Annotated in this window: 23 protein-coding genes and 4 tRNA genes; 20 read left to right on the forward strand and 7 right to left on the reverse strand. The window is 62.7% G+C overall.

The window, feature by feature from the left end; all coding sequences use genetic code 11:
• Window positions 1-112 precede the first annotated feature (112 nt).
• On the reverse strand, window positions 113-967 hold the full coding sequence (folD, locus tag V3314_RS12580) for a bifunctional methylenetetrahydrofolate dehydrogenase/methenyltetrahydrofolate cyclohydrolase FolD (protein ID WP_338460291.1): 855 nt from the start codon (window positions 965-967) through the stop codon (window positions 113-115).
• Between the two features lie 271 nt (window positions 968-1,238).
• Here folD and V3314_RS12585 point away from each other — a divergent pair.
• The 11 genes from V3314_RS12585 to V3314_RS12635 all read left to right on the forward strand — a co-directional run bounded on the left by V3314_RS12585 (window position 1,239) and on the right by V3314_RS12635 (window position 11,011).
• A tRNA-Arg gene (locus tag V3314_RS12585) sits at window positions 1,239-1,315 on the forward strand.
• A 41-nt stretch (window positions 1,316-1,356) separates the two neighbouring features.
• Window positions 1,357-1,432, forward strand: a tRNA-His gene (locus V3314_RS12590).
• Between the two features lie 52 nt (window positions 1,433-1,484).
• Window positions 1,485-1,569: transfer RNA gene (locus tag V3314_RS12595), tRNA-Leu, on the forward strand.
• 44 nt (window positions 1,570-1,613) lie between these two features.
• Window positions 1,614-1,689: transfer RNA gene (locus tag V3314_RS12600), tRNA-His, on the forward strand.
• 296 nt (window positions 1,690-1,985) lie between these two features.
• Window positions 1,986-2,285 carry a DUF6388 family protein gene (locus V3314_RS12605; RefSeq protein WP_046616831.1) on the forward strand — a complete coding sequence of 100 codons (300 nt, stop codon included), beginning with the start codon at window positions 1,986-1,988 and terminating at the stop codon, window positions 2,283-2,285.
• Between the two features lie 247 nt (window positions 2,286-2,532).
• Window positions 2,533-3,846: a trigger factor gene (gene tig, locus V3314_RS12610; protein WP_085600182.1), complete on the forward strand. Its 1,314-nt coding sequence runs from the start codon at window positions 2,533-2,535 to the stop codon at window positions 3,844-3,846.
• Window positions 3,847-3,937: 91 nt separating this feature from the next.
• Window positions 3,938-4,579: an ATP-dependent Clp endopeptidase proteolytic subunit ClpP gene (gene clpP, locus V3314_RS12615; protein WP_003259400.1), complete on the forward strand. Its 642-nt coding sequence runs from the start codon at window positions 3,938-3,940 to the stop codon at window positions 4,577-4,579.
• A gap of 108 nt (window positions 4,580-4,687) precedes the next feature.
• Window positions 4,688-5,971 (forward strand): ATP-dependent Clp protease ATP-binding subunit ClpX, encoded by a 1,284-nt coding sequence (gene clpX / locus V3314_RS12620; RefSeq protein WP_338460292.1) that lies wholly within the window; start codon window positions 4,688-4,690, stop codon window positions 5,969-5,971.
• A gap of 163 nt (window positions 5,972-6,134) precedes the next feature.
• Complete coding sequence (gene lon / locus V3314_RS12625) at window positions 6,135-8,531, forward strand: endopeptidase La (protein ID WP_338460293.1); 2,397 nt, start codon at window positions 6,135-6,137, stop codon at window positions 8,529-8,531.
• A gap of 152 nt (window positions 8,532-8,683) precedes the next feature.
• Window positions 8,684-8,956: an HU family DNA-binding protein gene (locus tag V3314_RS12630; RefSeq protein ID WP_003259401.1), complete on the forward strand. Its 273-nt coding sequence runs from the start codon at window positions 8,684-8,686 to the stop codon at window positions 8,954-8,956.
• Between the two features lie 183 nt (window positions 8,957-9,139).
• Window positions 9,140-11,011, forward strand: a complete 1,872-nt coding sequence (locus tag V3314_RS12635) for a SurA N-terminal domain-containing protein (protein ID WP_338460294.1) — start codon at window positions 9,140-9,142, stop codon at window positions 11,009-11,011.
• A 177-nt stretch (window positions 11,012-11,188) separates the two neighbouring features.
• Here the strand turns inward: V3314_RS12635 and V3314_RS12640 are convergent, their stop codons facing one another.
• Window positions 11,189-12,229 carry a patatin-like phospholipase family protein gene (locus V3314_RS12640; protein WP_046617224.1) on the reverse strand — a complete coding sequence of 347 codons (1,041 nt, stop codon included), beginning with the start codon at window positions 12,227-12,229 and terminating at the stop codon, window positions 11,189-11,191.
• A gap of 179 nt (window positions 12,230-12,408) precedes the next feature.
• Here V3314_RS12640 and V3314_RS12645 point away from each other — a divergent pair, with 179 nt between their 5' ends.
• The 3 genes from V3314_RS12645 (at window position 12,409) to V3314_RS12655 (ending at window position 14,359) form a co-directional block, all read left to right on the forward strand.
• On the forward strand, window positions 12,409-12,687 hold the full coding sequence (locus V3314_RS12645; RefSeq protein ID WP_003259403.1) for a hypothetical protein: 279 nt from the start codon (window positions 12,409-12,411) through the stop codon (window positions 12,685-12,687).
• 17 nt (window positions 12,688-12,704) lie between these two features.
• A complete protein-coding gene (locus V3314_RS12650) occupies window positions 12,705-13,484 on the forward strand; it encodes a CHAD domain-containing protein (protein WP_338460295.1) in 780 nt (259 codons plus the stop codon).
• Window positions 13,485-13,561: 77 nt separating this feature from the next.
• A complete protein-coding gene (locus V3314_RS12655) occupies window positions 13,562-14,359 on the forward strand; it encodes a thioesterase family protein (protein ID WP_338460296.1) in 798 nt (265 codons plus the stop codon).
• Window positions 14,360-14,414: 55 nt separating this feature from the next.
• Here V3314_RS12655 and V3314_RS12660 read toward each other — a convergent pair whose 3' ends face one another.
• The 3 genes from V3314_RS12660 to V3314_RS12670 form a co-directional block, all read right to left on the reverse strand.
• A complete protein-coding gene (locus V3314_RS12660) occupies window positions 14,415-14,783 on the reverse strand; it encodes an Mpo1-like protein (RefSeq protein ID WP_338460297.1) in 369 nt (122 codons plus the stop codon).
• A 75-nt stretch (window positions 14,784-14,858) separates the two neighbouring features.
• Window positions 14,859-16,337: a methyl-accepting chemotaxis protein gene (locus V3314_RS12665; protein WP_108480315.1), complete on the reverse strand. Its 1,479-nt coding sequence runs from the start codon at window positions 16,335-16,337 to the stop codon at window positions 14,859-14,861.
• Between the two features lie 217 nt (window positions 16,338-16,554).
• Entirely contained in the window at window positions 16,555-17,352 is a 798-nt protein-coding gene (locus V3314_RS12670; RefSeq protein ID WP_046617229.1) for a TatD family hydrolase, read from the reverse strand.
• Between the two features lie 158 nt (window positions 17,353-17,510).
• Between V3314_RS12670 and V3314_RS12675 the strand changes: the two genes are divergently transcribed.
• The 4 genes from V3314_RS12675 (at window position 17,511) to greB (ending at window position 20,483) form a co-directional block, all read left to right on the forward strand.
• Window positions 17,511-18,917: a transglycosylase SLT domain-containing protein gene (locus tag V3314_RS12675; RefSeq protein ID WP_196173730.1), complete on the forward strand. Its 1,407-nt coding sequence runs from the start codon at window positions 17,511-17,513 to the stop codon at window positions 18,915-18,917.
• Window positions 18,918-19,029: 112 nt separating this feature from the next.
• Window positions 19,030-19,467, forward strand: a complete 438-nt coding sequence (locus tag V3314_RS12680; RefSeq protein ID WP_015269705.1) for a DoxX family protein — start codon at window positions 19,030-19,032, stop codon at window positions 19,465-19,467.
• 222 nt (window positions 19,468-19,689) lie between these two features.
• A complete protein-coding gene (locus tag V3314_RS12685; RefSeq protein WP_025338428.1) occupies window positions 19,690-19,998 on the forward strand; it encodes a hypothetical protein in 309 nt (102 codons plus the stop codon).
• A gap of 11 nt (window positions 19,999-20,009) precedes the next feature.
• The gene (greB, locus tag V3314_RS12690; RefSeq protein WP_135003139.1) at window positions 20,010-20,483 is read left to right on the forward strand and encodes a transcription elongation factor GreB; all 474 of its coding nucleotides are present in this window, start codon (window positions 20,010-20,012) and stop codon (window positions 20,481-20,483) included.
• A gap of 64 nt (window positions 20,484-20,547) precedes the next feature.
• On the opposite strand, the gene V3314_RS12695 is transcribed toward greB, so the two are convergent.
• Together V3314_RS12695 and V3314_RS12700 are read right to left on the reverse strand one after the other, a co-directional pair.
• On the reverse strand, window positions 20,548-23,055 hold the full coding sequence (locus V3314_RS12695) for an FtsX-like permease family protein (protein WP_322493137.1): 2,508 nt from the start codon (window positions 23,053-23,055) through the stop codon (window positions 20,548-20,550).
• Window positions 23,055-23,738, reverse strand: a complete 684-nt coding sequence (locus V3314_RS12700; RefSeq protein WP_016714756.1) for an ABC transporter ATP-binding protein — start codon at window positions 23,736-23,738, stop codon at window positions 23,055-23,057. Before V3314_RS12700 ends, V3314_RS12695 begins: the two co-directional genes overlap by 1 nt.
• A gap of 10 nt (window positions 23,739-23,748) precedes the next feature.
• On the opposite strand from V3314_RS12700, the gene V3314_RS12705 reads away from it, so the two are divergent.
• Window positions 23,749-24,354 carry an arylesterase gene (locus tag V3314_RS12705; RefSeq protein WP_338460298.1) on the forward strand — a complete coding sequence of 202 codons (606 nt, stop codon included), beginning with the start codon at window positions 23,749-23,751 and terminating at the stop codon, window positions 24,352-24,354.
• Window positions 24,355-24,412: 58 nt separating this feature from the next.
• On the forward strand, window positions 24,413-24,703 hold the full coding sequence (locus V3314_RS12710; RefSeq protein WP_013971899.1) for a hypothetical protein: 291 nt from the start codon (window positions 24,413-24,415) through the stop codon (window positions 24,701-24,703).
• The last annotated feature ends 104 nt before the right edge of the window (window positions 24,704-24,807 follow it).

A 24,807-nucleotide genomic window follows, 5' to 3' on the forward strand; every position in this document is an offset into this window, starting at 1 on the left:
CCGCGCCGGCTTCTTCGCGGGTAAACCCGCGAAGAAGACGGTGCAGCCATCAAGAAACTTCAGCCAAAAAAAACGGCACCTGCCAGAGGTGCCGTTTTCATATCACGCGGTATTACTTGTGCAGCTCTTCCGCCGCATACAGCGTGTTCTCCAGCAGGCATGCGCGGGTCATCGGCCCGACGCCGCCCGGCACCGGCGTGATCCAGCCGGCGCGCGGCAGGGCGGTCTCGTAGACCACGTCGCCGACCAGCTTGCCGTCTTCCTGGCGGTTGATGCCCACGTCAATGACGATGGCACCTTCCTTGATCCACTCACCCTTGACCAGGCCCGGCTTGCCTGCGGCCACTACCACCAGGTCGGCGCGGCCGACATGGCCGGCGAGGTCCTTGGTGAAGCGGTGGCAGACGGTCACGGTGCAGCCGGCCAGCAGCAGCTCCATGGCCATTGGGCGGCCAACGATGTTGGACGCGCCGACGATGACCGCGTTCATGCCGTACAGGTCCTGGCCGGTGCTTTCCAGCAGGGTCATGATGCCCTTCGGCGTGCACGGGCGCAGCAGCGGGATGCGCTGGGCCAGGCGGCCGATGTTGTACGGGTGGAAGCCGTCCACGTCCTTGTCCGGGCGGATGCGCTCGAGCAGCAGCGAGGCGTCCAGGTGCGCCGGCAGCGGCAACTGCAGCAGGATACCGTCGACGGCCGGGTCGTCATTGAGGCGGTCGATCAGCTCGGTCAGGACCTGCTGCGTGGTTTCGCTTGGCAGGTCGAACGCCTGCGAAATGAAGCCGACCTCTTCGCAGTCCTTGCGCTTGTGCGAGACATAGACTTGGGAGGCGGGGTCGGTGCCGACCAGGATCACCGCCAGGCCCGGCGTACGCAGGCCTTGCTGGCGACGCTCCACGACACGTTGAGCGATCTGCTGGCGCAGGCTGGCGGCGATCGCCTTGCCATCGATTAGGTGTGCAGTCATAGACGCGTGATTAACCATCGAGAAGGAAACAATTAAAGAGGGCGCATTCTCGCACGACATGGGCCATGGGCAAAGGCGGGTGGTCGGGCAAATCCCCTAAGCCCTTAAATAATTTAAATTTTTTTGAGAAAGGTGTTGACGACTTTCAGGCCCGCCTATAAGATTCGCCGCACTTGTCGGGCACAGCCTAGCACTGGTTGGCTAAGTCGGGCAGAATGAGTGGTTTAGCAGTTATCTGTTAAGGTCTCGTTCGGTTAGGCTTCAAGCTTAAGCGCCCGTAGCTCAGCTGGATAGAGCATCCGCCTTCTAAGCGGATGGTCGCAGGTTCGAGTCCTGCCGGGTGCGCCATTAGGCAGCTTTGGCAAGCAAGTAGGCTGTAATGCAATATGGTGGGCGTAGCTCAGTTGGTAGAGCGCTGGATTGTGATTCCAGTTGTCGTGGGTTCGATTCCCATCGTCCACCCCATATTCTTCAAAGGCGCCTCGATAGCATCTGGCGCCTTTGTTTTAAGCGTTACGCGGACGTGGTGAAATTGGTAGACACACTGGATTTAGGTTCCAGCGGCGCAAGCTGTAAGAGTTCGAGTCTCTTCGTCCGCACCATGCTTCTGTAAGGCCGTACCGCAACATCGCAAGACTGCAATATGGTGGGCGTAGCTCAGTTGGTAGAGCGCTGGATTGTGATTCCAGTTGTCGTGGGTTCGATTCCCATCGTCCACCCCATATTCTTCGAAGGCGCCTTGATCGTGAGATCGGGCGCCTTTTTTGTTTTTCGGGGTGGCTGTGGTGTGCATGTCTTGGGTGTTCTCGCGCCTGTGAGAACGAGCGCCGCGCGGGCGCCGCTCGATCTCGCAGGCGCTGAAAGCGTCATGGCGAACTCGCTGAAAATGTCATGGCGAACCACCTCCCTGTCAAATCGCATCTCGCCCCTTGCAATCCTCTGGTGACACCCCAATAAAAGCTGTTAGATTTCAGCCGTTTGAAACACCGGCCCATCTGGCCGGCAGAGGAACAGCCCGATGATCGCAAAAGAAGCCCGTCAGGCCCTGGCGCTACAGCGCTTTGCCGAGGCCAACCCGCAGCTGCTCGAAGAGGTCCGTGAGCTGGATGCGCGCGAGCAGGCCCAGCAGATCGAGTGGGCTTTCGAGGATGCGGCCGAGGAACAGGGTATCCAGCCTTGGGAGCTGGCCCTGCAGCTGATCGCCGAAACCCCCGAGCAGCTGCAGGCCATGCGCCTGGAGACGCACCGCGAGGTAGCCGAGGCGCTGGGGATGGAGTGGGAGGAGTACTGCCAGTTCAACGAAATCGATCCTGAATAAAGGCATCGAATTCGTTTGTGGTAGTTGTTTGACAAGGTATTTCGGCTGCAGGTCGCCCCGGGCGTCGTGCGGCCCCCATTGAAGCAGGCTCGGCGTCATGTCGTGCGGGCCGTGAAAGTTAATCGACCGGCGTGGTTTCCCGTCGTCCCGAGTGGGGTGACTTCTGCTGCGCGACTCACTAGAATGCTTGCCCTTGATTCTGGAGTCGGGCAAACGCCGGCTAACGTCTGTGCAACGAGGAATATCCATGCAAGTTTCTGTTGAAAACACTTCCGCTCTCGAGCGCCGCATGACCATCGCCGTTCCGGCCGAGCGCGTCGAGAACGAAGTCAACAAGCGTCTGCAACAGACTGCCAAGCGCGCCAAGGTTGCCGGCTTCCGCCCAGGCAAAGTGCCGATGAGCGTGATCCGTCAGCGTTTCGAAGCCGATGCTCGCCAAGAGGCTTTCGGTGACCTGGTCCAGGCTTCCTTCTACGAAGCCATCGTCGAGCAGAAGCTGAACCCGGCTGGTGCTCCTGCGGTAGAGCCAAAGTCCTTCGAAAAGGGCAAGGACCTGGAATTCGTCGCCATCTTCGAAGTGTTCCCGGAGTTCACTGTTGGCGGCCTCGAGTCGATCAGCGTCGAGCGCCTGAGCGCCGAAGTGGCTGACGCCGACCTGGACAACATGCTGGAAGTGCTGCGCAAGCAGAACACCCGCTTCGAGGCCGTCGAGCGCGCCGCGCAGAAGGACGACCAGGTCAACATCGACTTCGTCGGCAAGGTCGACGGTGAAGTGTTCGCCGGTGGTTCGGCCAAGGGCACCCAGCTGGTGCTGGGTTCCGGCCGCATGATCCCGGGCTTCGAAGACGGCCTGGTTGGTGCCAAGGCTGGCGAAGAGCGCGTTGTCAACGTGACCTTCCCTGAGGACTACCAGAACCTGGACCTGGCTGGTAAAGCCGCCGAGTTCACCATCACCGTCAACAGCGTTGCCGCTCCTGTGCTGCCAGAGCTGAACGAAGAGTTCTTCGCCCAGTTCGGCATCAAGGAATCGACCCTGGAAGGCTTCCGCACCGAAGTTCGCAAGAACATGGAGCGTGAACTGCGCCAGGCCATCAAGGCCAAGGTGAAGAACCAGGTCATGGACGGTCTGCTGGCCGCCAACCCGATCGAAGTGCCGAAAGCCCTGCTGGAAAACGAAGTCAACCGTCTGCGCGTGCAGGCTGTTCAGCAGTTCGGCGGCAACATCAAGCCTGAGCAGCTGCCAGCCGAGCTGTTCGAAGAACAAGCCAAGCGCCGTGTGGTCCTGGGCCTGATCGTGGCCGAAGTGGTCAAGCAGTTCGAGCTGAAGCCGGACGAAGGCAAGGTTCGCGAAATGATCGAAGAAATGGCTTCGGCTTACCAAGAGCCTGAGCAGGTCATCGCCTGGTACTACAAGAACGACCAGCAACTGAACGAAGTCCGTTCGGTTGTGCTGGAAGAACAAGTTGTAGATACTGTTCTGCAGAAAGCGACTGTGACCGACAAGTCGGTCTCGTACGAAGATGCCGTTAAACCAGCACAGGCTCCAGCCGCCGCTGAGTAACAGGCTTCTCTCGTAGGAAACCCCCACAAGCCAGCCTTCGAGCTGGCTTGTGCGTATTCAAGCCATGACTATTTGGGAGTGAGCGCAGGACATGTCCCGCAATTCTTATATTCAGCAGAGCTCTGACATCCAGGCCGCAGGCGGCCTGGTCCCGATGGTTATCGAGCAGTCCGCCCGTGGCGAACGCGCTTACGACATCTACTCGCGCCTGTTGAAGGAGCGTGTGATCTTCCTGGTTGGCCCGGTAGAGGACTACATGGCCAACCTCGTCGTCGCGCAACTGCTGTTCCTTGAAGCGGAAAACCCGGACAAGGATATCCATCTGTACATCAACTCGCCGGGCGGTTCTGTCACCGCCGGCATGTCGATCTACGACACCATGCAGTTCATCAAGCCGGACGTCTCGACCATCTGCATCGGCCAGGCCTGCAGCATGGGCGCCTTCCTGCTGGCTGCAGGTGCCAAGGGCAAGCGTCACTGCCTGCCGAACTCGCGCGTGATGATCCACCAGCCGCTGGGCGGCTTCCAGGGTCAGGCCACCGATATCGAGATCCACGCCCAGGAGATCCTCAATATCAAGGCCCGCCTGAACGAGCTGCTGGCCTACCACACCGGCCAGGATCTCGAGACCATCAAGCGCGACACCGAACGTGACAACTTCATGAGCGCCTCGCGCGCGGCCGAGTACGGCCTGATCGACTCGGTCTACGACAAGCGGCAACTGGCCTCCTGAACCGGGGTGCCAGAGCAGGTAGGCGCGGAAAGCGCCTACCTGCGGACTTGAAAAAGCCCGCAATTGCCTTCATCTTGTGTTGCAAGCCTACCGGATTGGATCGATCGAATGACTGACACCCGTAACGGCGAGGACAGCGGCAAATTGCTTTATTGCTCCTTCTGCGGCAAAAGCCAGCACGAAGTGCGCAAACTGATTGCCGGGCCCTCGGTATTTATCTGCGACGAGTGCGTCGACCTGTGCAACGACATCATCCGTGAGGAGGTGCAGGAAGCCCAGGCCGAGAGCAGCGCGCACAAATTGCCTTCGCCGAAAGAAATCAGCGGTATCCTGGACCAGTACGTCATTGGTCAGGAACGCGCGAAGAAGGTGCTTGCCGTAGCGGTATACAACCACTACAAGCGCCTGAACCAGCGTGACAAGAAGGGTGACGAAGTCGAACTCGGCAAGAGCAACATTCTGCTCATCGGGCCGACCGGCTCGGGCAAGACTCTGCTCGCCGAAACCCTTGCACGCCTGTTGAACGTACCGTTCACCATTGCTGACGCCACCACCCTGACCGAGGCCGGTTACGTGGGTGAGGACGTCGAGAACATCATCCAGAAGCTGTTGCAGAAGTGCGACTACGACGTGGAAAAGGCCCAGATGGGCATTGTCTACATCGACGAGATCGACAAGATTTCGCGAAAGTCGGACAACCCGTCCATCACCCGTGACGTCTCGGGCGAGGGCGTGCAGCAGGCATTGCTGAAGCTGATCGAAGGCACCGTGGCCTCGGTTCCGCCGCAAGGCGGCCGCAAGCACCCGCAACAGGAATTCCTGCAGGTCGATACCCGCAATATCCTGTTCATCTGCGGTGGCGCCTTCTCGGGCCTGGAAAAGGTCATCCAGAACCGCTCCACCAAGGGTGGCATCGGTTTTGGAGCCGAAGTACGCAGCAAGGAAGAGGGCAAGAAGGTTGGCGAGTCCCTGCGTGAGGTCGAGCCGGACGATCTGGTCAAGTTTGGCCTGATCCCGGAGTTCGTCGGCCGTCTGCCGGTACTGGCAACCCTCGACGAGTTGGACGAGGCTGCGCTGATGCAGATCCTCACCGAGCCGAAGAACGCCCTGACCAAGCAGTATGCCAAGCTGTTCGAGATGGAAAGCGTCGACCTCGAGTTCCGCAGCGATGCGCTCAAGGCCGTGGCGCGCAAGGCCCTGGAGCGCAAGACCGGCGCCCGTGGCCTGCGTTCGATCCTCGAAGGCGTGCTGCTCGATACCATGTACGAGATTCCTTCGAAGAAGGATGTCAGCAAGGTGGTGATCGACGAGAGCGTCATCGATGGTGCCTCGCAGCCGCTGATGATCTACGAGAACAGCGAGCCGCAAGCCAAGGCCGCGCCGGACGCCTGATCAAGGCACGGGCCGGTTGACGGTTGCAAGCAAGAAGGGGCCTACGGGCCCCTTTCTGCTTTTCCTGCGCTAGCGCTTGTAATTTCCCAAGCGTGCCCCCACATTAGGTCCAAGCATCATTTCCACCGGTTTCCGGCCATAAGGCCGCTGTAGAGGCGAAATCATGAAGACCACCCTCGACTTGCCTCTTTTGCCATTGCGCGATGTCGTTGTTTACCCGCACATGGTCATCCCGCTGTTCGTGGGGCGTGAAAAGTCCATCGAAGCCCTTGAGGCGGCGATGACGGGCGAAAAGCAGATCCTCCTGCTGGCCCAGAAAAACCCGGCTGACGATGACCCGGGCGAAGACGCCCTGTACCGCGTCGGTACCGTTGCCACCGTACTGCAATTGCTGAAACTGCCCGATGGCACCGTCAAGGTGCTGGTCGAGGGCGAGCAGCGCGGCGCCGTGGAGCGTTTCAGCGAAGTAGAAGGGCACATCCGTGCCGAAGTTTCCCTGATTGACGAAGTCGACGCCGCCGAGCGCGAGTCGGAAGTGTTCGTGCGCACGCTGTTGTCGCAGTTCGAGCAGTACGTGCAGCTGGGCAAGAAAGTCCCTGCCGAAGTGCTGTCGTCGCTGAACAGCATCGAAGAGCCAGGGCGCCTGGTCGATACCATGGCCGCACACATGGCCCTGAAGATCGAGCAGAAACAGGAAATTCTCGAAATCGTCGACCTGCCGACCCGCGTCGAGCACGTACTGGCGCTGCTGGATGCCGAAATCGACCTGCTGCAAGTCGAAAAGCGCATTCGTGGTCGGGTCAAGAAGCAGATGGAACGCAGCCAGCGCGAGTACTACCTGAATGAGCAGATGAAGGCCATTCAGAAAGAACTCGGCGATGGCGACGAAGGCCACAACGAAGTCGAAGAGCTGAAAAAGCGCATCGAGGCCGCTGGCCTGCCCAAGGACGCACTGGCCAAGGCCCAGGCAGAGCTGAACAAGCTCAAGCAGATGTCGCCGATGTCGGCCGAGGCCACCGTGGTCCGGTCCTACCTCGACTGGCTGGTGCAGGTGCCGTGGAGGGCCCAGAGCAAGGTGCGGCTGGACCTGGCCAAGGCCGAGGAAATCCTCGATGCCGACCACTACGGCCTGGAAGAGGTCAAGGAACGCATCCTCGAGTACCTTGCCGTGCAAAAGCGCGTCAAGAAGATCCGCGGCCCGGTACTGTGCCTGGTCGGTCCGCCTGGCGTCGGCAAGACCTCGCTGGCCGAGTCGATCGCTGCTGCCACCAACCGCAAGTTCGTGCGCATGGCCTTGGGTGGTGTGCGTGACGAGGCCGAGATCCGTGGTCACCGCCGTACCTACATCGGTTCCATGCCTGGCCGCCTGATCCAGAAGATGACCAAGGTGGGGGTGCGCAACCCGCTGTTCCTGCTGGACGAAATCGACAAGATGGGCAGCGACATGCGTGGCGACCCGGCCTCGGCACTGCTCGAAGTGCTCGACCCGGAGCAGAACCACAACTTCAACGACCACTATCTGGAGGTCGATTACGACCTCTCGGACGTGATGTTCCTGTGCACCTCGAACTCGATGAACATCCCGCCGGCGCTGCTCGACCGGATGGAAGTCATCCGCCTGCCGGGCTACACCGAGGACGAGAAGATCAACATCGCGGTCAAGTACCTGGTGCCCAAGCAGGTCAAGGCCAACGGTTTGAAGAAGGACGAGCTGGAAGTGGACGTCTCGGCGATCCGCGACATCATCCGCTTCTACACCCGTGAAGCCGGTGTTCGTGGCCTGGAGCGGCAAATCGCCAAGGTCTGCCGTAAAGTGGTCAAGGAACATACCGGGCAGAAGCAGGTCAAGGTCAAGGTGGCCAGCGAGCAGCTGGAGCACCTGCTGGGCGTGCGCAAGTTCCGCTACGGGCTGGCCGAGCAGCAGGACCAGATCGGCCAGGTAACCGGCCTGGCCTGGACCCAGGTGGGCGGCGAACTGCTGACCATCGAAGCGGTGGTCATTCCCGGCAAGGGTCAGCTGATCAAGACCGGCTCGCTGGGCGATGTCATGGTCGAGTCGATCACCGCCGCGCAGACCGTGGTGCGCAGCCGTGCCCGCAGCCTGGGTATCGCCGCCGACTTCCACGAGAAGCACGACGTGCATATCCACATGCCGGAAGGCGCCACGCCGAAGGACGGCCCAAGTGCCGGTATCGGCATGTGCACCGCGCTGGTGTCGGCACTGACGCAGATTCCGGTACGTGCCGATGTGGCCATGACCGGCGAAATCACCCTGCGTGGCCAGGTGCTGGCCATTGGCGGGTTGAAGGAAAAACTGCTGGCGGCACACCGTGGCGGGATCAAGACGGTGATCATTCCCGAGGAGAATGTTCGCGATCTGAAGGAGATTCCGGAAAATATCAAACAGGATCTGCAGATCAAACCGGTCAAATGGATTGACGAAGTCCTGCAAATTGCGCTGCAATACGCCCCGGAGCCCTTGCCAGATGTGGCTCCGGAGATTGTCGCGAAAGATGAAAAGCGCGACGGCGATGCTAAGGAAAGAATTAGCACGCACTAGTAGTTTTTGGCTGGGGGGCTTTCCTTGACAGTTTTTTCGGGGCCTTGCTATAAAGCGGCACGCTATTGTCATCAGGCCACCCAGCGCACGTTTCATAAGCTTTTCATTACATACTTAGAAACAAACTCAATAGAGAAATAAGGGGACTTAGAGTGAACAAGTCGGAACTGATTGACGCTATCGCCGCATCTGCTGACATCCCGAAAGCTGTAGCCGGCCGTGCGCTGGACGCAGTCATCGAATCCGTCACCGGCGCCCTGAAGCAAGGTGACGATGTGGTACTGGTTGGCTTCGGTACCTTCTCGGTCAAGGAGCGTGCAGAGCGCACCGGCCGCAACCCGCAAACCGGTAACGCGATCAAGATCGCTGCCGCCAAGGTTCCAGGCTTCAAGGCTGGCAAAGGCCTGAAAGACGCCGTCAACTAAGTCGTCTCTTTCAGCCGGACCTGGCCTGGCCAGGTCCGAGCACGGTGATGGCGGGGCGCAAACGTTCCCGCCTGACACGTTTGCTAAGAAAAGGCGCATCCTCGGATGCGCCTTTCTTTTATCAGGTTTCTACCCACGCTCCGCGGTTGTCGACGCAGTGGTACAGCCGTTTCTGGGGGACGCATGCTGCAAAATATCAGGGACAATTCACAAGGTTGGATTGCCAAGACCATCATCGGCCTAATCGTCGTGTTGATGGCGTTGACCGGCTTCGAAGCCATTTTCCAGGCCGCCACCCATAGCCAGGACGCTGCCAAGGTGAACGGCCAGACCATCAGCCAGAACGAGCTGAGCCAGGCGGCCGACATGCAGCGCCGTCAGCTGATGCAACAGTTGGGCAAGGATTTCGACCCGGCACTGCTGGACGACAAATTGCTGCGCGAAGAGGCACTGAAGGGCCTGATCAGCCGCAAGCTGCTGTTGCAAGGCGCCGAAGATGCCAAATTCGCCTTCTCCGAGGCCGCGCTGGATCAGGTGATCCTGCAGACGCCGGAATTCCAGGTGGACGGCAAGTTCAGTGCTGATCGTTTCGACCAGGTCATTCGCCAGATGGGCTATGGCCGCATGCAGTTCCGCGACATGCTCGCCGAGGAAATGCTCATCGGCCAGCTGCGCACCGGCCTGGCCGGCAGCAGCTTCGTCACCGACCAGCAGGTCGATGCCTTCGCCCGCCTCGAGAAGCAGACCCGTGACTTCGCCTCCCTGACCTTCAAGGCCGACCCGGCCGCGGTCAAGGTCAGCGATGAAGAGGTCAAGGCGCACTACGACCAGCACGCCAAGGAGTTCATGTCGCCAGACCAGGTGGTGATCGACTACATCGAGCTGAAGAAGTCGGCGTTCTTCGATCAGGTCAAGGTGACCGACGAAGAGCTCAAGGCACAGTACGAGAAGGAAATCGCCAACCTCGCCGAGCAGCGCCATGCCGCGCACATCCTCATCGAGGTCAACGACAAGGTCACCGACGCCCAGGCCAAGGCCCGCGCCGACGAGATCGAGCAGCGTCTGGCCAAGGGTGAAGACTTTGCCGCGCTGGCCAAGGAGTTCTCCCAGGACCCGGGTTCGGCCAATAGCGGCGGTGACCTTGGCTTCGCCGGCCCGGGCGTTTACGACCCGGCGTTCGAAGATGCGCTGTACAAGCTGCAGGATGGCCAGGTCTCGGCGCCGGTGCGCACCGAGTTCGGCTACCACCTGATCAAGCTGCTGGGCGTACAGGCGCCGGAGGTGCCGAGCTTCGCCAGCCTGAAGGACAAGCTGACCCGTGACCTGAAGATTCCGTTGGTCGAGCAGCGTTACGTCGATGCCAGCAAACAGCTGCAGGATGCCGCCTACGAGGCCTCCGACCTGGCCCAGCCGGCGCAGGACCTGAACCTGAAGGTGCAAACCTCCGCCGCCTTCGGCCGCGAGGGTGGTGAAGGCATCACTGCCAACCGTTCGGTCGTGCAGGCTGCATTCTCCGAAGAAGTGCTGGAGGAGGGTGCCAACAGCACCGCCATCGAGCTCGACCCGGAAACCACCGTGGTGCTGCGCGTCAAGGAGCACCGCAAGCCTGAGCAACTGCCGCTGGAAGCCGTGGCCGGGAACATCCGTGAACACCTGGCCAAAGAAAAGGCAACTGCCGAGCTCAAGGCCAAGGCGGACAAGCTGATTGCCGGCCTGCGTGACGGTTCCATTGCAGCGGGCGGCGTGCATGAAGGGCAGAGCTGGAAGGCCTATGAAGCAGTTACCCGTGGCGAGGACGGTATCGACCCGGCCGAGCTGCAGGCGCTGTTCCGCCTGGGCAAGCCGCAAGCCAAGGACAAGCCGGTTTATGGCAGCGTTGTGCTGCGTGACGGTAGCCTGGTGGTACTGCAGCTCAAGGGTGTCAACGAAGGCGCTACTGCCACCGACGAAGAGAAGCAGCAAATCCGCCGCTACCTCGCGTCGCGTGCTGGCCAGCAAGACTTCGCGGCATACCGCAAGCAGCTGGAAGCCAAGGCGGACATCACCCGTTACTAAGGTGATGGATGCATGAACGAACAGGCCGCCTTGAGCGGCCTGTTTCGTTTCAGTTGTCTGTGCCGGCCTCTTCGCGGGTAAACCCGCTCCCACAGGTTCACCACAGTACTTGAAACCTGTGTTGGACCTGTGGGAGCGGGTTTACCCGCGAAGAGGTCGGCACCAGCAGCACAAGGCCTAGCGTTTCACCCCTTCATGGTTATCCAGCGTATCCCGCGCAATCTCGCGCCCCAGGGCAATCAGCTCCGGCGCCTTGTAGAACTCGAAAAACCGGCACACCCGTTTGGGCACGTTGATCAGTACATCCGGCGGATAGCCGGCGATCTTGTACTGCGCCAGCGAGGTCTGCATGACCTCGAAGCTCTGGTTGATCAGGTCCAGCAGTGAAGCGGGCCCCACATTGTCGATGATAAACGAGCCGGTCGCCGACTTTGGCGCGCCTTCGCGCTCCGGAGCCGCCGCCGGTTGCTGGCCTTCCGGGTCGGCGGCATCGGCCAGCCACGGGTTCGGCTGCGCCAGCCCTTCGGCGACGATTTCCTGCTCGATGCGGATCAGCTCCTCGGCCGGCTTGCGCCGGAACGGCAAGCGCGAGCCCAGCGAACTGAGCAGCGCATCGAAACGCATCTTGAATGCCGCCGGGCGTTCGATCACCGGTAACTGATACTGCTTCTGGTTGGTGGCGTTGAGATTGACCGCGATGATCAGGTCGCAGTGGCTGGACACCACCGGCACGATCGGCAGCGGGTTGAGGATGCCGCCATCGACCAGCATGCGGTTGCCTTGCATCACCGGGGTGAACAGGCTGGGGATGGCTGCCGACGCGCGCATGGCCTGGTGCAGGCAGCCCTCCTGGAACCAGATTTCCTGCTGGTTGGTGAGGTCGGCTGCAACCGCCGTGTACGGGATGCGCAATTGCTCGATGTTGATCTCGCCGACGATCTTGCGGATCTGCCCGAACACCTTGTCGCCGCGAATTGCGCCAAGACGAAAGCTGACGTCGACCAGACGCAACACATCCAGGTAGTCGAGGCTCTCGATCCAGTTGCGGTAGTCTTCCAGCTTGCCGGCGGCATAGATGCCGCCGATCACCGCGCCCATGGAGCAGCCGGCGATGCAGGCAATGTCGTAGCCGCGGCGCTCGATTTCCTCGATCACGCCGATGTGTGCATAACCCCGGGCTCCACCCGATCCCAGTACCAGTGCCACGCGTTTGCTCATGAACATTCCCCGGCCAGTGCAACCATGGTCCTACAATGCACCCATCGCCACCTGTGCTTCAATGTGCATCGCGCTGAGCTACTGTAATAAAACTGGCTGGGCCAAGCTGGCCGGGCGGGGCACTTTTCAGCTGCCGGGGCGTCGAACAGCCACTGTTTTTTTCCATTGAGGTATTACCGATGAAAGCCTGGATCTGCCTTCCACTGATTGCCTTGGCCCTCGCTGGCTGCGCGGGCAAGACGGCCTACCGCGAGAGTTGCGCGACCCAACTGGATGCCGCCTGGAAGGAACTGGACCTGGCCAAGGCAGAAGGCTTCGCCGGTGCCGTGAGCTACTCCAAGGCCTTGTCGCTACTGACCGGGGCCAAGACCCAGCAGCAGTTCGAAGGTTATGAAAGCTGTACCAGAAAAGCCGAAAAGGCCCGCTTCTACATTCGTGAATCTCGCGCCGGGCGCTGATCAAGGAGCGTCTATCAATGTCTGCCATGCTCGATCATGTGGTTGCCCAGACAGTGGCCTTGCAGGTGCGCCTGCTGGCGTGCCGCGAGCGCCTGGCTGCCGATACCGACAGCGAGGCCTTGCATGACCTGCGCACCACCCTGCGGCGCCTGCGCAGCCTGCTGCGGCCGCTGCGTGGGCTGCCGGGGGTAGAGCAACTGGAGGCCGCCGCCAAGGCGTTGGGTACCCTCACCACGCCGTTGCGTGACCGTGAAGTGCTGGCGGCCGAACTGATCGGGCGTGGTTTTGCCGAGGCCGGGCAGCGGCGCCTGGAAGGGCGTGACAGGACCTTCGCCAGTGTTGCCGCCAGCCCGCAGCTGACCCGGGTGCTGGCGATTGTCGACGCGTTTCCGCTGTTCCTGCGTGCAGCCGACCGCGAAGGCCTGGTCAAGGCGCTGGAAAAGCGTATCGACAAACGCCTGGTCAAACAGTGGCGCAAGTTGCACAAGGCGCTGCAGGACCCGGCCCACGATCGCCACCGCCTGCGTCTGCTCATCAAGCGTGCGCGCTATGGCGATGAGGCCTATCCGCAGCTCGACCATGCGGGCAAGCAGTTGCGGCGCTTGCTTAAGCAGGCCCAAGGCGACCTGGGTGACTGGCATGATCGTCTGCAATGGCTGCTGCAGGCACGCGACCATGCCGACCTGGCACTGTGCAAGGCCGCCTGGGAGGAGGAATTGCACGAGGCCGAGCGCCATTCGGATGTGACGCTGGATGCACTGCAGCAGGCGCTGGCGCGGCGAAAGCCCGAAAAATGACCGATATGCGGGCTGATCGGCAAAGGTTTGCTGGCTAGGATGGACAGACCTTTTTCGCTACAGGCAGGAGCCGGCCAATGAATTTCAAGCAACTGCTCGACGCCGTGCGGGCCAACCCCGAATCTGTGAGCGTCCCGCCAAGCTGGACCCAGGGGCGCGCCGCCTTTGGCGGACTGATGGCTGCCATGGTGTATGAAGCCATGCGTCAGAAAATCTCCGATGACCGCCCCGTGCGTTCGTTGGCCATCAGCTTTGTGGCGCCTGCCGCAGCGGATGTACCAATCCGCTTCGATGTGGAGGTGCTGCGTGAAGGCAAGGCGGTCAGTACCTTGCTGGGCCGTGTCGTTCAAGACGGCCAGGTGGTGACCTTGGTGCAGGGCAATTTTGGCGCAGGGCGGCCATCAGTGGTCGATGTGCCGGCGCTGCCGGCCACGGAAATGAAAGCGCTCGAAGACGCGGCCCCCGAGCTGCCCCATATCAATGGCGTTACCCCGGAGTTCATGCAGCATGTGGCCCTGCGCTGGGCGGTGGGTGGGTTGCCGTTCAGTGGCAATCAGTCGCGCCAGATGGGCGGCTGGGTACGTTTGCGGGGAGTGGCCGAAGAACCGGTCAACGAGGCGCATCTGCTGGCGTTGGTCGATGCCTGGCCACCGAGCCTGATGCCGTTTCTCAAGCAGCCGGCTGCGGGCAGCACGTTGACCTGGACCATCGAATTCATGCAGCCCACGGCGCAGCTATCGACGCTGGACTGGTGCCGTTATTGCGTGGAAACCGAACATGCGCGGGATGGTTATGGGCATGCCGCCGCTGAGTTGAGGACGGCGCAGGGCGACCTGCTGGCCTTGAGCCGGCAGACGGTTACCGTGTTTGCCTAGCAGATACTTTCAGGCCTGCACGCGCTCCTACAAAAGATTGCGCGTGATTGGAGCATCAATGGCGGTGCTTGTGTCGTTCCCGCCAGGCCTTCCACCAGGCCCCGCTCAGCAAGAAACGCGGAAAGGTGATGAACTGCTCGGTCAGCAGGCGTTGCACGGCATCCTTGCGGTTGGCGAAGGGCTCGGGTTGCTCGGCTTCCAGGCGATGCCCCTGGCGCTGCAGGCCCAGGCCGGCGATCAAGGCAATGATGCCAACGGCAATCTGGCCCAGATCCAGGCCGAAAACCCCGGACAGAATCAGCAACGCGCCAAGGATGAACAACGGCACGGCGATCAGGTGCAATACCAGATTGGCCGGGTGGCGGTGGTTGTGGTGGTAGCCGCGCCATTGCCAGGCGGGCAGGTTGGGCAGGCGTTTGCTCATGGGCATTTCCTCTCGGTCATGCCCAAAGCTTAGTGCGCCCCCCAGGCGGGGGCCAATCGAGGCTGGCTATGGTGACTATAGCTTGAGCTGGCCAATGGCTTTGTTCAGTTCACCTGCCAGGGTTGCCAGTTCGCTGCTGGTGGTCGCCGAGCCCACGGTCTGATGCACGGTCTGCTCGGTGACATCGCGAATGCTTACCACGGCGCGGTTCATTTCCTCGGCCACCTGGCTTTGCTGCTCGGCGGCCACGGCAATCTGGGTGTTGCTTTCGCGCATCTGCGCCACGGCACCGGTAATCTCTGCCAGTGCTTCGCCGGCCTCCTGGGCCTGCCTGACACAGTCGTCGGCCTTGTACGAGCTTTCCTGCATGAACTCCACTGCATCTCGGGTGCCCGACTGCAGGGCGGAGACCATGGTGGTGATCTCGTCGGTGGAGTTTTGCACGCGCTTGGCCAGGTTACGTACTTCATCGGCCACCACGGCAAAGCCGCGGCCCAGGTCGCCGGCGCGCGCTGCTTCGATGGCGGCATTGAGCGCCAGCAGGTTGGTCTGTTCGGCGATGCTGTGGATCACGCTGACAACGCCATTGATCTTCTGGCTGTCTTCAGCGAGCTGGCGAATCATCTCGGCAGTTTGCTGAACGCCGCTGGACAGCCCGGAAATCGAATCCTGCACCCGGCTGACCACCTCCTGGCCGCTACCGGCCAGGGCATCGGCGGTTTGTGACAGATCACGGGTGGCGCCGGCGTGCTGGGCGATGTGGTGCACCGTAGCCGACATTTCGTTGATGGCGGTAGCGGCCTGGTCGGTCTCGCTCTGCTGGCCGAGCATGCCGTGGCGCACGTCGCTCATGCTCGCAGCCAGGCGCGCGGCACCGGAGTCCAGTTGCGCGGCGGTGTGGGCGACGGTACTGACCACGCGGTGGTAGGTCGCCTGCATGGCATTGAAGGCCCCGGCCATCTGGCCGACCTCGTCGCCACAGGCCAGTGGCACGCGGGCCGACAGGTCGCCGGTTTTTTCCACGTGCAGCATCACGTCCTTGAGGGTGTTGAGCTGGCTGAGCAGGAAGCGGATCAGCAACTGCGAGGCGCCGAGCATCGCCAGCATCAGGATCAGCACGCATACCGCGTAGTTGCTGAAGCGGTCGAAGAACACCTGACGCAGGCTTGGCGACTGCGCCAGCACGGCTATTTGCTGGTCGCCGTTGCGCAGCACCTGCGCACCCTGTAGCGGGTTGTTGCCCAAGAGCCGGGCGGCGGGCAGTTCGACCCAGCCTTGGGCATTGCGCAGGGCCTCGAGGGGTTCACCCGCGAAGGTGGGTGTTTGCCCGGCTGACCAGCTGATGACGTTGGCCGGGCGGGGCAGCGGCTGGCCGGCCGGCCAGGCAGCCAGCAGTTGGGCCTGCGCGGCCGCCTGGGCCTGCGCGGCCTCGGCGCGGGCGCGCTGCTCCAGGTGCACGGCATAGAGCACCAGCAGCAGGGTTGTGACAAAGGCCACCGCGTTGACGGCCCAGAACTTGTACTTCAGGGAAACATTGCTAAGCCAGGCACCCATGGGCAGGTCTTCTCTGAGTTGAGCGGGAACAATATTGGCAAGGTGCCATCATTGTGCCTACGTGCGCCATGGAGTTTGTTGATGCATATCAACACCAAGCACCAGCCCCTGTAGGAGCAGCCTTGTGCTGCGAAGGGGCAGGCAAGGCCAACCGAATTTGTAGCTGTCACGGCCTCTTCGCAGCACAAGGCTGCTCCTGCAAAGGGGCGCGTCGGGTTCAGGGGAGTTGGAAAAACGCCCGTGCCGTTGCCGTGGTATGCGCCGCCGTATGCTCGGCTGACTCCCCCCGGTGCAGGGCCACTTCACGCAGTACCTCTGGCAGGAACGCTGGTTCGTTGCGCCCATTCTTCGGCTTGGGCCGCAGGCTGCGCGGAAGCAGGTAAGGCGCATCGCTCTCCAGCATCAGCCGCCCCTCGGCAATGTTGCCCACCAGCGGGTGCAGGTGGGTGCCACGGCGTTCGTCGCAGATCCAGCCGGTAATGCCGATGTGCAAGTCCATGTCCAGGTACGCGAACAGCGCGTCGCGCTCGCCGGTAAAGCAGTGCACCACTGCGCCGGTCAGGTGGTCGCGGTAATCCTTGAGTATCGCCAGCAGGCGATCGCTGGCGTCGCGTTCGTGCAGGAACACCGGCATTCGCAGCTCGGCAGCCAGTGCCAGCTGTGCCTCCAATGCTTTTTCCTGCAGCGGGCGAGGGGAGAAGTCACGGTTGAAGTCCAGGCCGCATTCGCCCACGGCGCGCACGCGTGCTTCATTCAGCAACTGGCGCAACTGGCGCTCGCTGCCGGCATCCCAGGTTTTGGCATCATGAGGGTGTACGCCTGCCGTGGCGAACAGGTGTGCGCCGCTCGCATCCAGTTGCTGGCAAAGCTCCAGCGCCTGTTCGCTGACCGCCAGGCTGGTGCCCGTCAGCACCATTTGCGTGACCCCAGCCTCAAGGGCGCGCTCGACGATTGCCGCCTGCTGGTCGTGGAAACTGCTGTTGGTCAGGTTGACGCCGATATCGATCAGTTGCATGGTGCTACCTCGTGCCGCGGGGCGGCCAGCATAGCAAAAACCGTGTTTTTCTGAAAAAACCAAGAACTTCATGCTGTTGCCGTGGTCTTTTGCCGTCATTTCTCTCTTGGCGGTGCAACTCCATGGATGCCGCCCACCGACAACGGACACGTTTTCGCATGCAGCGATGCTGGCTCATTTTCCTGCTGACGCTTGGGCTGACATTGACCGGGCCCGCCCATGCGCGCGTGCCGGGACCTCAGCAGAACATCGCGCCGGCCAAGGTCCGTGACCTGCAACAGATTCGCACCAGCCAGGTGCTGCGGGTACTGGTCAACCAGAGCCGCAACAGCTCCGGTGAGGTCAAGGGCGAGCCGGTCGGCATCGAATACTATCGCCTGCGTGCCCTGGAACATTACCTCAATGCCCGTGCCGCTGACGGTCAGGAGATCCAGCTCAAGCTGATCCCGCGGGCCAAGGAGCAGTTGCTGGGCGCCTTGGCCCGTGGCGAGGGTGACCTGGCCGCGCCGGGCGAACTGCTCGACCCCGCCGTCGTGCGCGGGGTCAGCAGCAGCGCGCCGGTGCTTGACCAGGTGCCGCTGCTGCTGGTGGGGCGCAAGGGCGAGCGCAGCTTCAGCCATGTAGAGCAGTTGTCCGGGCGTACCGTGGCCCTGACCAGCGCCAGTGCCGCCGGCCCATTGATCCAGCAGGTCAACCAGCAGCTGGCGCTGCGCAAGCGCGCGCCGATCAAGGTGGAGTGGGTCGACTCGACCTTGGCGGTGGAGGATGTGCTGGAAATGGTCCAGGCCGGCATCTATCACCTGACCGTGGTCGAGCAGCCGATCGCCCGGCGCTGGGCTCGGGTGATGCCGCGCCTGCGCCTGGACAGCCGCGTAAAGCTGGGGGCGCCGCAAGCCATGCGTTGGTATGTGAGACCCGATGCGCCGCAGTTGCAGGCCACGGTCGATCGCTTTCTGCAGGGCTACCGCGCACCGGACAACCAGGACGCCGCGTTCGAGCGCATCTACCGGCGCCAGTACCGGGTGCACGACCCATTGGCCAGCAAGAATCGCCAGCGCCTGACCGCGCTGCGGGCGGTGCTGCAGAAACACGGTGAGGCGCAGCAGATCGACTGGCTCAACCTGGCCGCGCTGGCCTTCAAGGAGTCGACGCTCAACCCGGCGGCGCGCGGCACCGGAGGGGCCCATGGCCTGATGCAGATCACCCCCTCGGCGGCGCAGCGCGTGGGGGTGAGCAACACCGCCACGGTGGATGGCAATGTCCAGGCCAGTGCCCGCTATCTGGCGCTGATCCGGCGCAAGTTCTTTGCCAGCGCCAAGATCAACGAACGCGAGCGCATGGCCTTCGTGCTGGCGGCCTACAACTTGGGCCCCGAGCGCGTCCAGGCCATGCGCGCGGAAGCGCGGCGGCGCGGGCTGAATGGCGACCAGTGGTTCTTCCAGACCGAACGTATCGCCATGGAGCAGGTGGGCATGGGGCCGGTCAACTTCGTCAATAGCGTCAACAAGTACTTTTTAGCGTTCAATCGGGAGCGTGCCGCGCTGGAGCGTGTGGCGAAGCGTTGAAAGATCGACTTTATCGATTGTTATGTTGGATTATTTGCGGTTTTCATATCTATAGAACCGATTATGATGGCGCCCATCCAACACAACTTTCCCGCTTCAAGGAGTCTTCGACATGAATAACGCCACCCTCAACGCTCTGTTCTCCACCCGTGCCGGCGCTGGCCTGAGCGTCATCCGTATCCTGGTCGGCATCATCTTCATTGCGCATGGTGCGCAAAAACTGTTCGGCATGTTCGGTGGCTATGGCCTGGAAGGCACCGGCCAGTGGATGGAGAGCATCGGCCTGGCCCCGGGTTACCTGATGGCTCTGCTGTCCGGTAGTGCCGAGTTCTTCGGCGGCCTGGCCCTGGTGATCGGCCTGCTGGCCCGCCCGGCGGCCCTGGTGCTGGCGGTGACCCTGGTGGTGGCGATCCTCTCGGTGCACATCGGCAACGGCCTGTTCATGTCCAACAATGGCTATGAGTTCGGCCTGGCCCTGCTGGCTGGCACCGTCGCGGTGCTGATCGAAGGCGCTGGCCGCTTCTCGCTGGACCGCCTGATCGCCCGCTGATACATCGTAAATCCCAAGATACAAGCCGCAGGCCGATCACTTTCGGCTTGAGGCTTGTATCTTGCCGCTTGTAGCTCTAGCATACCGCCTGCGCCGATTTAAACAGCTACTTGCGGGGCGCAGGAAAACCCTCTCCGGGTCATCCGAAATACCGCTAAAGCGCTGGTTCGGTGACGCCTCCCACCGCTGCCCAGCGGGATTCGCGAGGCGGAGAGAAGCTCCATGAGTTGCCCACGTACCAGTGTCTGTTTGAGCCCCTTGCCTGCCAGTCAGGCATCCCGCACACCGCGCATCCTGCTCGGCGGCCAGCATCAACCCACTCTTTTACGTCACCTTGAAGGCCTGTCCCGACGCAAGGGCCAGGCGCGTGCATTTCTGATCCAGTTCGCCGATACCGGCTGCCACCTCGCACAGTATGGCAATGACCGTTTCGACCTGGCCGTGATCCAGGCCCCGGCACCGGACGAGGCCGCCGAAATCATCGGCCACCTCACCCGTATCGCGCGCCAAGGCCTGATTACCCGCCGCTGAGGAGCGCGCAGTTGAGTACCAACATCATCACCACGGAAGGCCATGAGGCGCTGAAGAAAGAACTGGACCACCTGTGGCGGGTATACCGCCCGGAGATTACCCAGAAGGTTACCTGGGCGGCATCGCTGGGCGATCGCAGCGAGAACGCCGACTACCAGTACAACAAGAAGCTGCTGCGTGAGATCGACCGCCGGGTGCGTTACCTGCGCAAGCGTCTTGAAGATGTGAAGGTGGTGGCCTACTCGCCGCAGCAAGAGGGCAAGGTGTTCTTCGGTGCCTGGGTGGAGATCGAGAACGACGAGGGCGAGACCATGAAGTTTCGCATCGTCGGGTATGACGAGATCTATGGGCGCAATGACTACATCTCGATCGACTCGCCCATGGCTCGTGCCTTGCTGAAGAAGGAGGAGGGTGATGAGGTGGTGGTGCACACACCTACCGGTGAAGCGACCTGGTATGTAAACAGCGTCAGCTATGGGCAATGAGCCGATGGTGCCTGTGCCGGCCTCTTCGCGGGTTTACCCGCGAAGAGGCCGGCACAGGCTGTCATCAACTCTCGCGTAAAACCGCCAACGGGCTGGCATTCAGCGCCCGCCGCGTCCCCAGCACCCCCGCACCGCCCACCAGCAACGCCCCTGCCAGCGGCAACAGCAGCAACCACACATGCGGGCTCCATTGCAGGTCGAAGGCATAGCGGTACAGCACCAGGGTAATCAGCTCGCACCCGACCGCTGCCAGCAAGCCGCTGGCCGCACCCAGCAAGCCGAACTCGATCCGTCGCGCCTTGACAAGCAATGGCCGCGCCGCGCCCAGCGCACGTAGCAAGGCGCCCTGGCGGATGCGCTCGTCCAGCGTCGCCTGCAAGCCAGCGAACAGCACCGCCAACCCGGCTGCCAGCACGAACAGCAACACATATTCCACCGCCAGGGTCACCTGGGCGAGGATGCTGCGCAGCTGATCGAGCAAGGCGTCCACCTGCAGGATGGTCACCGCCGGGAATGCCCGTGACAGTGCAACCACATCCAGGTCATGGCCCGGTGCCAGATAGAAGCTGGTCAGGTAGGTGGTCGGCAGCCCCTGCAACGTGCCGGGCTGGAAGATCATGTAGAAGTTGGGCTGGAAGCTGTCCCAGTGCACGCTGCGCAGGCTGCTGACCCGGGCCTGGCGCTGCTGGCCGCCGATGTCGAAGGTCAGCAGGTCGCCCAGTTGCAGCTTCAGGCTGCTGGCCAGTTCCGCCTCCACCGACACACCGGGGATTTCATCTTCGGCGGGCAACGCCTGCCACCAGTTGCCACCCGTCAGTGCGTTGCCTTGGGGCAGTTCGGCTGCCCAGGTCAGGCTGAGGTCGCGCTGCACGGCGCGCTCGCCTGCCGAATCCTTGCTGACCACCTGCTGCACCGGTTGGTCGTTGATTCGCACCAGGCGGCCGGGTGTCACCGGGTACAGCGGTGCCGAGGTGGCATTGACCTGCTGCAAGTGTTGGGCGAAGGGCTCGCGATCATCCGGCAGGATGTTCAGGGCAAAATGGTTGGGTGCATCCTTGGGCAACTGCGCTTGCCAGGTGTCGAGCAGTTCCGCGCGCAGCAGCGCGACCAGGGCCATGGCCAGCAGGATCAGGCCGAAGGCCAGGGCCTGGCCGGCAGCGGCCATGGGGTGGCGCAGCAGTTGGCCCAGCCCCAGGCGCCAGGTCAGTGGAGCCCCGGCCAGCAATTGGCGCAGGCTGCGCAAACCGAGCAGCAGCAGGCCGCCGAGCAGCAGTGCGGCGACCAGGCCGCCTACGAGCAGTGCGAAGGTGAGCAGCAGGTCGAGGCTCAGGCGCCACATGATCAGGCCCAGGGCGAACAGGGCCGCGCCGTACACCAGCCAGCTGCTGGGCGGTATCGGCAGCAGGTCGCGGCGTAGCACGCGCAACGGCGGCACCTGACCCAGCGCGGCAATTGGCGGCAGGGCGAAGCCGGCCAGGGCCACCAGCCCGGTAGCGATGCCGGCCAGGGCCGGGACGATGCCACCTGCAGGCACCACGCTTGGCAACAGGCCATGCAGCAGGCGGAACAGGCCCAGCTGGGCCAGCCAGCCGAGCAGGGCGCCGACCAGCGCGGCGACCAGGCCAAGCATGGCCAATTGCATGCAGTACAGGCCCAGTGCCTGGCGGCGCGAAAGGCCCAGGCAGCGCAGCAGGGCGCTGGCGTCCAGGCGGCGTGCGGCATAGCGGCTGGCAGACAGGGCAACGGCGACGCCTGCCAGCAGCACCGCCACCAGGCTGGCCATGTTCAGGTAGCGCTCGGCCTTGCCCAGGGCGCCGCCGACCTGCTGGTTGCCATCGCGGGTGTCGCGCAGGCGCTGGTTGGCGGCCAGGTCCTTTTTCAGCGCACCGCGGTACTGCGCCAACGCTTCGGCATCGCCGCGCCACAGGTCGCGGTAGGTGACCCGGCTGCCCGGTTGAATCACGCCGGTGGCCTGCAGATCGGCCAGGTTCATCATTACCCGTGGGGTAAGGCTGTAGAAGTTGTTGGCGCGGTCCGGTTCGTAGGTGAGTACGCGGGTCATGCGCAGCGTCTTCATGCCCACATCGATGCTGTCGCCAACCTTAAGCCCCAGTGCCGCCAGCAAGCGTGGCTCGACCCATGCTTCGCCAGGTGCCGGGCCGCCGCCCGGGGTTTCTGCTGCATAGGGCTCCGCGGCACTGCGCACTTGCCCGCGCAACGGATAGGCACCATCGGCAGCCTTGACGCTGGACAGCTGGATGCCGTTGTCGCCGCCGACCACGCTGGTGAACTCGACCACCTGGGCGTGGCGCAAGCCAAGCGCCTTGCCGGCCTCGATCTGCTGGTCGCGGGCCGGTGCACTGCCCTGCAGCACCAGGTCGGCACCCAGGAACTCGCTGGCGCGCAGTTGCATGGCGCCGTTGAGGCGGGCACCGAAATAGCCGATGGCAGTGCTGGCCGCCACCGCCACCAGCAGGGCGAAGAACAGCACGCGCACTTCGCTGGCGCGAATGTCGCGCAGCAGCTGGCGCAGGGCCAGGCCGCACAGGCGGGACAGCGGCATGTGGTTCATCAGGCCTCCACCGGCGCCACCAGGCGGCCTGCATCCAGGCGGATCTGGCGGCGGCAGCGCCGGGCCAGGCGTTCATCATGGGTAACCAGCACCAGAGTGGTACCGCGTTCCTTGTTCAGTTCGAACAGCAGGTCGCTGATGCGTTCGCCGGTGTGGCTGTCTAGGTTGCCGGTGGGTTCGTCGGCGAACAGCACCGCCGGTTGCGCGGCAAAGGCACGGGCAATGGCCACCCGTTGCTGTTCGCCACCCGAAAGCTGGCGCGGGGTGTGGCTCAGGCGCTTGCCCAGGCCGACCCGTTCGAGCAGGGTGCGCGCGTGTTCGCGGGCATCGCGACGGCCGTCCAGCTCCAGCGGCAGCATGACGTTTTCCAGGGCGTTGAGGCTGTCGAGCAGCTGGAACGACTGGAACACAAAGCCTACATGCTCGGCGCGCACCCGCGCGCGTTGGTCTTCATCCAGCGGCCCCAGGTCGTGGCCAGCGAGGATGACTTTGCCGGCACTGGGCTGGTCGAGGCCGGCGAGCAGGCCGAGCAGGGTAGACTTGCCCGAGCCCGAGGCGCCGACGATGGCCAGGCTGTCGCCCTGGGCCAGGTCGAGGGACAGCGCGTGCAGGATGGTCAGGTCACCTTCCGCGCTGGGGACCACTTTGCTAAGGTTCTGCGCAACGAGAATGCTGGGGCCCATGGAGAATCCGATGCGAGTGTGGTGGTTGAGTGCCGGTCTGGCCCTGTATTGCCTGGCCCAGAGCGCGGCGGCGGGAACACTGCTGATTGTCGGCGATAGTATCAGCGCCGGTTTTGGCCTGGATACCCGCCAGGGCTGGGTTTCCCTGTTGCAGACCCGCCTGCTGGAAGAAGGTTTCGACGACAAGGTGGTCAATGCGTCGATCAGCGGCGACACCAGTGCAGGTGGCCAGGCGCGGCTGCCGGCGCTGCTTGCAGCGCACAAGCCGAGCCTGGTGGTGCTGGAGCTGGGCGGCAATGATGGCTTGCGCGGGCAGTCGCCAGCGCAATTGCAACAAAATCTTGCCTCGATGATCGAGAGTGCGCGCAAGGCCGGTGCCAAGGTGGTGCTGCTGGGCATGCGCCTGCCGCCCAATTATGGCGTGCGCTACACCAGCGCCTTCGCCCAGGTCTATGAACAGCTGGCTGCCGAAAAACAGGTTCCGCTGGTGCCATTTTTCCTCGAGGGGGTAGGGGGCGTGCCTGAGTTGATGCAGGCGGATGGCATTCACCCGGCTCAGGCCGCCCAGCAGCGCCTGCTGGAAAATGCCTGGCCGGCGATAAAACCCTTGCTCTGATGCTTTAAACGGCGCCGTCTTTCGGCTAATGTTGCGCCCCCCGTTTCGAGTGCCACCAATGCCGCGCCCTGCCTGGTCCCTTTATGCCTACCAACTGATCGAGCCTGATGAGCAGCTCGACCTGTTCGCCTGCCAGGAAATCCGCGTCCACCTCGTGGCCCGACAGCTCGAGCTGGGCGTACCGGCCGACCGCACTCTGTGCGGTGGCCTGCTGCCTGCGCAACCGCGCTGGTCGGGGGTACCGCGCTCGATCTACCGCGACGGCCGCCTGTGCGACCTGTGCCGCGCGATCCTCGATGCCCAGCGGCGCGGCATGCGCCCGGTGTGGCCGGAGCTGCAGGGCGGCTGAACACCGCACCTTTCATCATCTGGAACGCTTGCATGGCGCCAATGCCTCCCGCTTGCATCGGCGCAGGTGTACAATCGATTCTCTTGACCCACCTTTCGAAGGAT

It is taken from the genome of Pseudomonas sp. TE3-3-F2023, from assembly GCF_036784815.1.
Classification (GTDB): Bacteria; Pseudomonadota; Gammaproteobacteria; order Pseudomonadales; family Pseudomonadaceae; genus Aquipseudomonas; species Aquipseudomonas pudica.